The 13,130-nt window shown below is 66.0% G+C and carries 5 protein-coding genes; 2 read left to right on the top strand and 3 right to left on the bottom strand.

The features are described from left to right. Positions 1 to 10: 10 nt before the first annotated feature. The gene (locus ACSHXN_RS44235) at positions 11 to 361 is read right to left on the bottom strand and encodes a hypothetical protein (RefSeq protein ID WP_438306636.1); all 351 of its coding nucleotides are present in this window, start codon (positions 359 to 361) and stop codon (positions 11 to 13) included. A gap of 527 nt (positions 362 to 888) precedes the next feature. On the opposite strand from ACSHXN_RS44235, the gene ACSHXN_RS44230 reads away from it, so the two are divergent. Then, positions 889 to 2,340: a hypothetical protein gene (locus ACSHXN_RS44230; RefSeq protein ID WP_438306635.1), complete on the top strand. Its 1,452-nt coding sequence runs from the start codon at positions 889 to 891 to the stop codon at positions 2,338 to 2,340. Between the two features lie 84 nt (positions 2,341 to 2,424). On the opposite strand, the gene ACSHXN_RS44225 is transcribed toward ACSHXN_RS44230, so the two are convergent. Together ACSHXN_RS44225 and ACSHXN_RS44220 are read right to left on the bottom strand one after the other, a co-directional pair. Further along, the gene (locus tag ACSHXN_RS44225; RefSeq protein ID WP_438306634.1) at positions 2,425 to 3,006 is read right to left on the bottom strand and encodes a hypothetical protein; all 582 of its coding nucleotides are present in this window, start codon (positions 3,004 to 3,006) and stop codon (positions 2,425 to 2,427) included. Between the two features lie 94 nt (positions 3,007 to 3,100). Continuing rightward, complete coding sequence (locus ACSHXN_RS44220; RefSeq protein WP_438306633.1) at positions 3,101 to 6,016, bottom strand: FG-GAP-like repeat-containing protein; 2,916 nt, start codon at positions 6,014 to 6,016, stop codon at positions 3,101 to 3,103. A 653-nt stretch (positions 6,017 to 6,669) separates the two neighbouring features. Here ACSHXN_RS44220 and ACSHXN_RS44215 point away from each other — a divergent pair. Then, positions 6,670 to 12,912: an RHS repeat domain-containing protein gene (locus ACSHXN_RS44215; RefSeq protein WP_438306632.1), complete on the top strand. Its 6,243-nt coding sequence runs from the start codon at positions 6,670 to 6,672 to the stop codon at positions 12,910 to 12,912. The last annotated feature ends 218 nt before the right edge of the window (positions 12,913 to 13,130 follow it).

The following is a 13,130-nucleotide window of genomic DNA, read 5'->3' as shown; positions in this document are numbered from 1 at the left end:
TTCCTCAGCCCTACCGCCGCTGTTCCGTACGGGCGAGGGCTTCGGCGAGCTGGGTGGCCCCGCCGGGCGCCGCGACCGGTTCCCAGATGATCCCTACTGCCAGACAGATGCCGCTGACCAGGCGCTCGGCCTCGCTGGTGTCGTAACACTGCTCGACCTGCCCTGGCAGGGCGATCCACCACAAAGCGGTGGTCGTCGTCTCCCCGGTAGGCACGAGGTACTCGCCGCGCCAGACGAGGGGGTACGCATGCTGCTGCACCGGCGGCGCTGTGACGCGCATCACGACCGGGTCGTACTGTGCTGGGCGCTCCTTCCCGCAGAAGGGATGAGAGGAGGAGGTGAAGACCATGTACTGCGACATCTGTGGCCACCCGGGCAGCCACACGGTTCTGCTCGACCCCCCGGACCAACCGCTGCCGGAACGCTGCCTCGCCCAGTGCTTCCGCTGCCGACAGGATGCGGCGGCCGGGCAGCAGGAGAGCTGATTCGCCCCGGCCATCCGGAAGGGCCCGACCGCTCGGCGGCCGGGCCCTTCCGGCTTCCTGCGCCCCGCCGCACACGATGGGGCCGGGCGTCGACTGGTCAGTGGTTGAGCAGCCAGTCGATGAACCACCATGCGGCCGCACCTCCAGCGGCGCGCCCTCGACTGGGCCCGGGTCGGGTACCAGCGGCCAATCGGCGCGGAACAGGCGTTGGCGGCCGGGCTCGCCGAGCAGTCGGGCAGCAGCCCGTACGACGTGACGCTGGTCGACTGGACGCCCTCGCCGGGCCTCCTCACCGTCGCCATACTCACCGCGGCCGACAACGCGCTCGTGCCGGTCGAGGTCGGCGGCCTGGGCAGGAGGGGATCCTGGCGGCGCTGTCACACCAGGCCGCTACGGTTCGGCCATGGCCGCGCACACCTCGGGTCCCAACGGACTCGTCCCCGTACACATCGCTGTCCACGACCCTGCTCAGATGGAGGAGCCCGATCCGCAGGCCGCCGACTACGCGCGCAAGCTCTTCGCGGCCTCGGCCAAGTACGCGGGAATCTCCTGGACCGGGCATGGGGCCGAGCCGCGCTGGCTCGACATGGATACCAGCACCTGCGCCGCCGCCATCAACCCGAGCCACTTCTCCGGTCACGGCGCCGAGGAGTTCGACAGATTCCTGTCCGGGGCGGCCTCGCGCGGCGAACCCGCGCTCATCATCGCGACCATGGGCACAGCAGACGATGACGATGACCGCGTGCGGTCGGTCTTCGGCCGACCCGGCGGCCGCGTGGACTTCCGCCACTTTAACGGCGCGATCGTCGGCAAGCGGCTGCTCGCGGGGGCGGAGGTCTCCCTGGCTCCCGGTCTGGACGCGGCCGACCACGACCTCGGACTCAGACTTGTCAACCGCCCTCCCAGCGCCCCCTGGTGGGCGATGACCTTGCAGGCGAGCGCCCTGGAGGGCCCGCGCGGAACGACGGTTCAGGAGCCCGAAGGCGAACTGGTGCCGATCCTCGTCGACAGCCTGGGCGAGCCCGTCGTCGCACGCTGGACGTCCGGCGACGGTAAGCAGATCTGGTACGTGATCCCTGACGGGGTCGACTGGAACCGGGTGGTCGACTGGCTCGTCCAGCGCGCCCTCCCCACGCACGTACCGGCCGCACTGCGCCGCGTCCGCTCACGCCACCATGTCGATCCCGCCCTGGAGACCCCCGCGGAGATGCAAGCACGCGGCGCTCTTGAAGAGTTGGAGCGCCGCTACCTGGAGGACAAGACCCGCCTGGAAGACGATCTGGAGCGGGCGCGGCAGGAGGCCGAACCCATGCGCAACGGCCTGCTGTACGGCAGCGGCAGCGAGCTGGAAGACGCGGTGGCCGTGGTACTGCATGCTGCCGGATTCGCCGTCACCGATCTGGACGAGGAACTGGGCGGCACCCTGTCGGCGGACCTGCTCGCCGTGCTGAACGGGTCGACCTGCCTGGTCGAGGTGAAGGCCGCCGCCGGGGCAGCGGGCGAGAAACTGATCTCGCAGCTTCAACGCCATCTGGAGAAATGGCCGCAACTGCGGCCCGGTCAGCCAGTCACCTGCGCTGCCTTGATTGTCAACCACCAGCATCGCCTCAACCCTGCCGAGCGCCCTGCCGAGGTGTATCAGCGCAGGGTCGTCGAAGCGCTCCCCTTTCCCGTGATCGCCTCCGGCGACCTGTACCGCTGGTGGCGCACGCAGGACTGGTCGGCCGTGCAGGCCGCTGTACTCGGCCAGGCCCGCCCAGGAGGAGAACAGGACGAGACCCCTGCCAGAGGGCGCGAGAACCCTGCGGTCGGCCGTAGGCGATGGCGTCTCTGGAGCAAAGACGGAACCGCATAGCCGTCGATGCCGCACATCTGGCATAAACAACGAGAAACGGGCCGCCACTCAGACAGCGTCCGCGTGGTGTCGATAAGTCTGGTACTACTCCGCCGCATCCTGGGAGCCTTCTGGATAGAGCCCGTATTCGGCCAGCCATCGGAGCAGCTCCTGCCGGGAGGTTCGGACAAGCTGCCCACCGGTGAAGCGAGTGTCGTCGGTGACCTCCGCCACGCATTCGGCAGGCGGCATGAACGACTGGGCTTCCTTGTCGCTGGTGAACTCGGCCTCGGCGAGCACCAGTCCCTGAAGGTGGCCGTCGAAGACGTCGACACCAAGGGGAGGCACGCTGAAACGGCACTTGGACAGTACTGCTGCCGGCAGCGAAGCAAGGACGTCGTATTCGGCCGGGGACAAGTACGTATTCGTGATCAGGCCCTGGACGGCGCCGGGCTGCAGGACGGGGACCTTCTGGGTGAGCTTGAGCTCGCAGCGACCGTCTGTAAAAGCGGCTCGCCGCAGCCTCAAACGGGTCCCCACCACATACCTGTCGGTGATCACGCGAGTGGTGGTCACCGCAGACAGTTCGGGAGGCCTGGCCAGCAGGAACCGTCTCTCCCGCTCGACACGTGAGTATTTGCCCGCGCGAACCGACTGGCCCTGAATCCCGCCTGCCTTGTCCTCCATGACGATAGCTTCTCAGCCGTCCTCTCATTCTCAGCGCTGTTGATGTGGTTGTGCCGCGCCCACAACTGTGGGCGCGGCACACGAGCGGCGGGTGTTAGCTGATGGCTTGGAAGTTCTGCCAGCCGCTGGTGCCGACGGCTACTCCACTGCCGCTGAGGTTGGAGTAGAGGTAGAGCTTTCCGTCGCTTCCGGTGGCCCAGATGTCGGCTCTGCCGTCGGTGCCGCCGTCGGGGACGGCGCTGTATAGGGGACGGAAGGTGTTGGTCCAGCCGGTGGCGATGACGGTGGAGGCGGCGCCGTCGCCGAGTCCTTCTCCGTCCGGTCCGGTGCCTTGGTAGAGGCGCAGTTCGCCGCCGGTTTTGTGGCGTGCGATGAGGTCGACGTGGCCGTTTCCGGTGCGGTCGCCGGGTGCGGCAAGGTCGTAGTTGGACCAGGAGCCGTTGCCTACGAGGACCGGTGCACGGGTTTCATCGAGGTACATCGTGTCGGCGCCGTAGTAGAGCCACAGCAGGTTGCCTTCCTTGATGAGGAGGTCGGGGAAGGCGGGCACGTCGGCGGTGCCGTCGCCGTCGGTGTCGAGGGGGCCGTCGACGTCGCCGATGGCGAGGATCTGATCAGCGTTGGCCCAGTGGTTGTTGGCGGGGTCGTAGGTGTTGAGTTCCTGCTGGTCGTAGAGGCAGGACTGGGAGTGCCCGTCGGCCTGTTCGTCGATGGCGGTGCAGGCCCACCCGCGGCCGTTGTTGGGGAAGACGTGCAGGGTCTTGGCGCCGGCTTCGCCGGGGACAGCAGCGATGAGGTCTTCGAAGCCGTCACCGGTCCAGTCTCCGCGGTGGGTGAGGGAGGCGCCGTTGAAGTTGGCGTTGCTGACGACGGTGTAGGTGCCGAAGTAGCCGTTGCCTTGGCCGGGGTAGAGCCACAGTTCTCCGTCGGGGCGTACGCCGTAGATGTCGGCGTTGTTGTCGCCGTTGAGGTCACCGGCCTTGTCGGGGATGGCAAGGCTGTTGGCGTAGAAGAAGTACGAGGCCCGGTCGGAGCGGTTGCCGGCGCCGTCAATGCTGTACACGTACACGCGCATGGAACCGGCTGAGGGCGGGGTGAGCTGGACTTCCGCCAGATCCGTGGAGTCCGTGGTGCTCTTAGGGGTGGCGATACGGATGGTGGGGTCCCAGTCGGTCCAGTACTCGTACTTGGTTACGTCGGTGATGCCGCCGTTGGTGAGTTTGAAGATGCCGGGGGTGCGGGCCTGGCCGGTTGTCTCGGGCCAGCCGTCAGTGCCGTCGGGGAAGTCCGCTGAAGCGATCACGGGCGGGCTGCTGGGGCGGGTGGGGTCGAAGTTGAAGCGGCAGGTACCGCTCGCGGGAACCCAGGGCGATGCGGCGGTCGCATCCAGGGACTGGACCTTCCAGCCGAAGATGCCGCCGGCTTGGGCGAGCACTGCTTCCAGAGTTGCCTTGGGGACCTTGACCTTGGCGACCGTGCCGGAGGTGACGGAGACGATCTGGTTGAAGATCTCGGCCCCGCCAGCGTAATTGTTGTTGCCCCAGAGCCGGAACTGGGCCTTGACCGTGCCGCCGTCCGCGTCACTGACCTTCGCAGTCAGATAGACGTCGGTGTTGCCGATGGCCGGGTATGGCGGGGCCGTGTCGCAGCCGGTGCTGGGGACGGTATCCAGGCCGGTCGGCGCGTTGGGGACGGTGTTGTAGGTGGTGGACAAGACCGCGGTGCGGGCATCGAACCGCTTGTAGGCCAGCGCGTCGGATTCGGTCGTGGCGCGCAGTCCGAGGGTGATGCTGGCCAACTTGCCGGACACGGCCTGCTTGGCGCCGGCGGTGACGTCGAAGGCGAGGTTTCCGGCCGGGCAGGAGGAACCCCATCCCTTGGCATCGGAGACGGTGTCCAACTTGGTGGACCACGACGGCGGCTTGGACCAGGTGGTGGAGGAGCTGATGCCTCCGGTCAGCCAGAGCTGCACCTCACGAGGGGTGCAGGAGTAGGAGTAGCTGTTCTGGATCCGGAAGCTGGAGCTGGAGACCACCTTGTTGGTGTTCCAGAGATTGTTGGTGTCCATCCGGAAGAACGAGCGGGAAGTGCCGTCGCCCGGGTTACCGACCCGGGCGTAGTTGGTGGTCGTGTTGCCATCGCCCTCATCCCAGCCGTTGCCGTTATAGAAGGCGGTGCTCGGCGCGCTGCTGTACGCGATGGTCCAGGCTTCCCGGGAGCCCGACACGGCCGGATCGATATAGACCGGGTACTGAGTGTCCGGGCCGGTGAGGACATCCTTATCCGGTGTCAGAGTGAGCTCTCCACCGGCAATGTCGACGCCCACAACTGCTTCCTGCGCACCGAACGGCGCCTCGAACTCATGGGCCGGCGGCGGAGTCGTACCCGTCGCGCGGAGGGTGGCTGCAGGCTGCGTGCTGTCCCACATCAGCGGAGTCGGGGCGGTGAAGACCTCCTGCCCGGCAGGGTTGACCGCGCGCATGTTCCCGGCCGCGTCAGCGTCGACGCTCAACCCCTCGGTGGACAGCGGCATCCTAATCTTCGCCAGTGCCGGGTTCGCAGCAGCCTCGGCACTGTGGACGATCAACAACTGGCCGAAGCCAGCCGTGCCCGCCTTGAGCTTCAGGTCGACATCGTCCAGCACATCCCGATACACAACGCTGTCGCCGTCGACCTCCGGTGCGGGCAACGGATCGGGCCAGGACCAGGACATGCTGCGTCCGTCCCGCGTCACCGTGGCCAGAGGGCCCTCGCCACCGCCGGAGAACGTCACCTCCACCTCGGTGGCCTTGGCGGAGTAGCTGCCGTCCGTGTTGCGGGCCAGGCTGGTATCGATGTCGACCAGCTTGATTCCCTTGCGGACTCGTTGGGGCAGTGCGTACTGGTCGGTGGTAAAGGACCCGTCCGGGTTGGCGTAGGTCTCCGCCGTCTCAGTACGCAGCCGTGTGACTTCGACGCGCTCACCGGTGTCTTCAGCCTTGGCCGAGGCGGCGTCGGTCAGTTGCTGCAACTGGTCGATGCTGGATGGGGTGTCCGATGCCGACTCGGCGACGGCAGTAGTTGCTGACGCCTGTTCCTGTGCGGCTGCGGGTATGGCTGCGGCGAACGGGGCAAGTAGCAGCGCTGCTGTAGCGGCTACGGAAAAACGGTGACGATGCCGCTGTCTCGCGCCGTAACGGACATTCTTCATTACTCTCCCTTTGCAGGTTCTGCATGATTTCTACCGCATGTATGCGTGACGAGTGAGATCTCGTGACGGTTGTCCTTGCGTCAAGCGCGAAGCCACTTCCCTCTGCTGGCGTGGTGAAGAGGCAGGTCCCGTCCGGTGCTTCGAGTCCAGGGCGCCAAGGAATCGAGGATCCTGTTCACTCAGTTCAGGGCGGTCCGAGCGACCGGGCCACCGTTGTGTCCGGGTTATATACTTTTCGATCTCTTTACTTTTTCGGCCGCCGTATGTTAACCGAATGCAGCATGAATCTAATAGGCGTCAGAACCTCTTTTCTGCTTGAGGATTGCGAGGTAGGCTCCGCAGATCTTCAAATCCGTGAACATCCTGTGGGGGGATCTGTGTCCGGTGTGCCCTCAGCGAAGCCTCGAGCCCGACGGTGGGCTCGCAGACGCATCCGTGCTTTCAGAGCGATCGCCCTGTCTCTGGCTGCCTACTTGCTCGCCGGGCTCCTTGGCGGCCCCGTCGCGGCTGCGGCCGAGCTGAATCTTCTCGGTCTGAAGAAGCCGGATCCGGTGCCTACCGCGAAGGTGAAGCCGAAAAAGGCCTCCCGAACCGACCACGCGGCGAAGAACGCGTGGAAGAAGCCACCCAAGGTTTCCTGGCCTGCGCCGAGCACGACCGCGGTCACAGTGTCATCGAACGGCTCAGCCGCCGACGTCGGCTCGCTGCCGGTCAAGCTGAGGCGCAGCAAGGGCTCGAAGGCAGCCGGCCCGGAGCGGGCCCAGATACAGGTCCTTGACCGCAAGACGGCTGACGCCCTGGGCACCGAAGGACTTCTCCTCGCCATTCGTCCAACGGACGGCGCCAAGGGGCGTGTCACGGTGGACGTCGACTACTCGGGTTTCCGCCACGCCTACGGCGGCGACTGGGCGTCGCGCCTGACACTGCGCCAGCTCCCTGCCTGCGCTCTCACCACCCCGAAGACCCGGGGCTGCGCCCAGGGGGCAGAGCTGAAGACCAGCAACAACACCACATCGGGCATCCTGACCGGCACGGTCTCGCTTCCCACGAGCGACGACACTGCGCCGTCGTCCTCGGCTCCCGTGGGTAAGGCGCCGATGGCGGCCCGATCGGTCACGGGTCTCTCGGCCGAGCCCGGGACCGTGCTTCTGGCCGCGACCGCAGCTGTTTCGGGTGCCTCCGGCAACTTCGGCGCGACGTCGCTGGCCCCGTCGGCCTCGTGGTCCGCAGGCGGCTCCAACGGCGGTTTCTCCTGGGACTACGGGATCGATACGCCGGAGGTGCCGGGTGGTGTGGCGCCGCAGCTGAGCCTGGGCTATTCCTCGCAGTCGATCGACGGGCGCACGGCCGCGACGAACAACCAGGCGAACTGGATCGGTGACGGTTGGTCGATGGAGCCGGGCTATATCGAGCGCCAGTACATCTCCTGCACCGACGACAAGACGGGCAGCAACAACACCACCGCCAAGGTCGGCGACCAGTGTTGGAAGAAGGACAACGCTGTCCTGAACCTGGGAGGTCAGTCCAACACCCTCATCAGGGACACCACTTCGGGTGAGTGGCATCTGGAGAGCGACGACGGCACGAAGGTCGAGAAGCTCACCAGCACGTCCACCGGCAACGGGGACGACAATGGCGAGTACTGGAAGGTGACCACGCCGGACGGCACCCAGTACTTCTTCGGCTACAACCGTCTGCCCGGCTGGACGTCAGGCAAGCCAGAGACGAAGTCCACGTGGACAGTGCCGGTGTTCGGCAACCACACAGGTGAGCCCTGCTACGCGGCCGAGTTCAAGGACGCCTGGTGCCAGCAGGCATGGCGGTGGAACCTCGACTACGTCGTGGACCCGCATGCCGACGCCATGGCCTACTACTGGACCGCAGAGACCAACTACTACGGCCGCAATGTCAACCCCAACACCGGAGCCTCCACGGCCACGGCCTACGACCGCGGCGGCTACCTGTCCCGTATCGAGTACGGGCTGCGGGCGAACAGCGTGTACTCAGCCAAGGCGGCCGGCAAGGTGGACTTCACCGTTGCCGAACGCTGCCTGACGGAATGCGGCACCTTCGACAGCGCCCACGCGAAGAACTGGCCGGACGTGCCGTTCGACCGGTACTGCGCCTCGGGTACGGAGTGCAAGGACCGCTACTCGCCTTCCTTCTGGACCCGCAAGCGGCTCACCCAGATCGACACCTCGATCCTGACCGGCGGCCTCTACAAGCCGGTTGACACCTGGACGCTCACCCACCAGTTCCCCAGTCCGGGCGATGGAACGGATCCGGCGCTGTGGCTGGCGTCGATCACTCGCACCGGCCACACCGGCACCGGCGACGTCTCCATGCCCCCGGTCACGTTCCGGGGCCAAACGTTGCCCAACCGGGTCGAGGGAGCCACCACCGGTGGTGACCCCGACCCGGTGCCGCCGATGTGGCGCTACCGCATCTACGGCATCGACACCGAGAGCGGCGGCACCATCGGCGTCACCTACTCGCCGACCGACTGCGCGGCAGGCGACGTGCCCTCACCGTCGTCGAGCACGAGGCGCTGCTACCCGATCATCTGGTCGCCGCCGGACGCCCCGGACGACAACTACGAGCCCTACCTGGACTGGTTCCACACCTACGTGGTCACCCAGGTACTGGAGAGCGACAACACCGGCGGCGCACCGGTCAAACAGACCGACTACACCTACCTGGGCGGCATGGCCTGGGCCAAGTCAAAGGACGACGAGTTCACCAAGGCCAAGCACCTCACCTACAGCGACCGCAAGGGATACGGCCGCGTCCAGGTCCGCTCCGGTGCAGGATCGGATGCGCGGACACTGAAGGAGTACCGCTACTTCCGCGGCATCGAGGGCGCCGAGGTCAAGGACTCCGAGGGCATGGCTGTCACCGACCAAGAAGCCTTCGCGGGCATGATGCGCGAGGACGCCACCTACAACGGCGACGACGGCGAGCTCGAGACCACTGTCAGCTACGAGCCGCGGCGGTCGGCCGCGACCGCGACCGAGACCCGCACCGAGGGGCTCCCGGCCCGATATGCATACGCAGTCGGCGGCAAGTCGGAAAAGACGCGCACCGCGGTCGGCGCGGGCTGGCGCACCACGCAGACGGCCCGAACCTTCGACGCGGTCGGCCAGCCATTGACCGAGTCCGACCTCGGCGACACGGCCAAGTCCGGCGACGAGGAGTGTGCCACCACCACCTACGCCCGCAACACCACCGCGAACATCCTCACTTTGATCGCCGAGATCAGGACGGTCGCTAAGCCCTGCGGGACCACACCCTCCCTGCCGGCTGATCTGATCTCGATCGAGCGCCACTACTACGACGGCGCCACCAGTCTGAGCGCCGCGCCGACGAAGGGTGATGTGACCCGGCTGGAGGAGCAGGACGAAGCCGGCACCGGCTACCTGACCACGGCCACGCACACCTATGACCAGCACGGCCGTGAGCTGACCGAGACCGACGCGCTGAACAACACCACCACGACCACCTACACCCCGGCGACCATTGAGGCGCCGACCTCGCAGACCGTGACGAACGCGCTCGGCCACACGACTACAACCACCTATGACCCGACGCGGGGCGTGGCCACGGCTGTAGTGGACGCCAATGACAAGCGCACCGACGCCGACTACGACGGTCTCGGCCGCACCCGGAAGGTGTGGCAGCAGGGCTGGCCCAAGACCGGCAACGAGGCGAAGCCGTCGGTGGAATACATCTACAAGATATCCAAGACCGAGGCTAACGCAGTCACCACCAAGGCCCTCAAGAACAACGGCGACTACAACACGACCTACGCGCTCTACGACGGCCTACTGCGCGAACGGCAGACGCAGGCCCCTGCGATCGGCACCCAGAACACCGTGGTGACCGAGACCCATTACGACACCCGCGGCTGGGCCTGGAAGGCTTACGACGCCTACTACGCCGAGGTCGCCCCGTCTGCGACTCTGTTCACCGCCAAGGCGGTCAACGAAGTCCCCGCCGCGACCCAGAACGACTACGACGGCCTCGGCCGGATCACGGCGGCGAAGTCGCTCAAATTCGGCGACGAACAGTGGCGCACCACCACCGTCTACGACGGCGACCGGGTGACGGTGATACCGCCGAAGGGCGGCACCGCCACCACCACGGTCACCGACGTCAAGGGCCGCACCACCGAGCTCCTCCAGTACACCAACGCTGAGCGCAGCGCATCGCAGAAGACGACGTACGGCTACGGCAAGTACGACGAGCCGACCACCGTCAACGACCCCGCCGGCAACACCTGGACCTACACTTTCGACAACCGAGGCCAGCAGACCCGCGCCGACGACCCCGACAAGGGCATCTCGACCACTACGTACGACAAGCTCGGCCGCCCCGTCACCGTGACCGACGCCCGGGGCACCACCCTGACCACGGTGTATGACAAGCTCGGCCGCAAGACCGAGACGAAGCAGGGCACCACGACGCTCGCGAAGTGGACCTACGACACCCTCGACAAGGGCCAGCTGACCAGCAGTACTCGCTACGCGGGCGGTGCCGAGTACACCACCGCGACCGGCGGCTACAACGACCGCTACCAGCCCACCTCCACCACCGTCACCATTCCGACTGCAGCCGGCGGTCTCCAGGGCACCTACACCTGGACCTACGGCTACGTCGCCGAGACCGGGGCACTGGAATGGACCCTCGACCCCGCCGTGGGTGACGTGCCCTCCGAGCGTGTAACGACAAGCTTCAACAGCGACGACCTGCCGTTCCGCACGAGCCGTGCCGGAGTCGCGCTGGTCGCCAACACCCTCTACGACGTCTTCTCCCGCCCGGAGCGGATCGAGTTCAGCACGACACTGGGCAAGAAGGTCTACCAAAGCCGCGTCTACGACGAGCACACCGGGCGACTGACCCAGCAGGTCACCGACCGCGACCTTGCCCCCCAACGTGTCGACGACGTGCGCTACGCCTACGACCCGGCCGGAAATGTCACTGGCCTGACCACCATTAGCGGCCAGGACACCCAGCGGTCAGTGGATTCCCAATGCTTCAGCACCGACCCGCTCGGCCGGCTGACCGAGGCATGGACCACCACGACCAACTGCACCGCGGCACCGTCAGCGTCCAGCGTGGGTGGCCCAGACGCCTACTGGCACACCTACAAGTACGACGCCGTCGGCAACCGCACCGAGCAGACCGAACACGGCACCGGCGCATCAGCAGGCACCGATGCCACCACCACCTACACCCACCCGATGCCGAAGGGCGGCCTGCCGCACGCCGTTCAGCAAGCCGTGATTAAGGGCGGCTCCAACGACGGCCAGGCCAGCAGCTTCACCTACGACGAAGCCGGCAACACCAAAAAGCGGACCATCGGCGCCCGTACCCAGGACCTGACCTGGGACACCGAAGGTCACCTTGCCACCCTCACCGAGGCAGGCAAGACCACCAGCTACCTCTACGACGCCGACGGCAACCGGCTGATCGCCAAGAACGGCGATGGCTCCAGCACCCTCACCCTCCCGGGCGGAAACGAACTGCACGTTGCCGCTGGAGGCACGAAGACCGGCACCCGCTACTACACCCACAACGGGGAAACCGTCGGCGTGCGGCAGGGCACGAATATCTCCTACCTGCTTACCGACGACCAGGGCACCGCCATGACAGCCATTGCGACCGCCACCCTGGCCATCACCCGCCGCAAGCAACTTCCCTTCGGTGGACTCCGCTCCGAACAATCCACCGCCTTCGGCACCCGCGGCTTCGTCGGCGGCACCAACGACCCCACGGGACTGACTCACCTCGGCGCCCGCGAGTATGACCCCACACTCGGCCGCTTCCTCTCCGTCGATCCTGTCATCGACCACGACGACCCGGCCCAGATGAATGCCTACAGCTACGCTCACAACAGCCCGCTCACCAAATCTGACCCAGACGGCCTACGCCCCGACGGCCCCGCTGGCGGAGCGACCTACAACGACGACCGATGGGCCGACGACCGCGGAATGACCGCTGGCTACACCAAAAAGAACGGAAAATGGGTCTGGAAGCAAACCCCCAAGAAAGACAAGGAGTCCCAGAAACGCTACCGCGCCTACCGCGCCAACCCCAGCACGTACAAGGTTTACCACTACAATGCCAAGGCCGTAGCAGCCGCCAAGGCTCAGGCCCAGGCTAAGAAAGCCGCAGACGAGCGGAAGAGGAAAGACGCAGACGAGCGGAAGAGGAAAGCCGAGGCCGAACAGCGCAAGAAAGACGGCATATGGGGCAACGTCATGAAGGGCAACTTCGATGCCGCCTGGGACAACAGCCTGGGAAGTAGGGATTGGTGGAATCATAAGGGTGTCGATATTGGGATCACCCTGCTTGCAGCCATTGGAACCGGCGCCTGTATTGCTACGGTGGTATGTGGTGGTGGCTTGTTCCTTGTGGGGGCCGGCGCACTGTTCACGGCAGGATTGGGGGCGCATATGGCTGTTGCCACTGAGGAACAGCGTCAGGCTGGCGCAACGCAATTTCTCACCAGAACAGCGAAGGCCGAAATCAAGGGGATGGCGGCCGGGGCGCTCTGGGGCAGAGGACCCGTTGGTGGAATCTTCAAGGGCGCGAACGGTAAGTATGCCTCGTTCTTTGCCAAGAGGGACATGGCGGGCTCTTACCCCCTCCTATACAAGGTTCCCCGTGGCGAATGGCCAGCTAAAGTTGAGGGCTACGTGAGGAACCTGTTCTGAGTGAGGTTGAGTTGCTGCTGCGGGTCGCCGAGACGGTAATGTAGGCGGCCCGCAGCGCTCTGTCTCTGTGAGCGTCATGAAGTATTCTGGAGTAATGAATAAAGCGGAATGTGCAACTCGAGTGCACGTATATATCGGCTATCTCGAAGATCGAGGGAAGGTCGTGCGGCGTGTAGGAATCAAGGAAGTATTGCGCGATGGAATCTTCGGGATCGTCG

Source organism: Streptomyces sp. HUAS TT11 (assembly GCF_051553595.1).
In the GTDB taxonomy this organism is placed as follows: Bacteria; Actinomycetota; Actinomycetes; order Streptomycetales; family Streptomycetaceae; genus Streptomyces.
The sequence above is the reverse complement of the archived record's forward strand: the minus strand, read 5'-3'. Positions and strand labels throughout refer to the sequence as shown.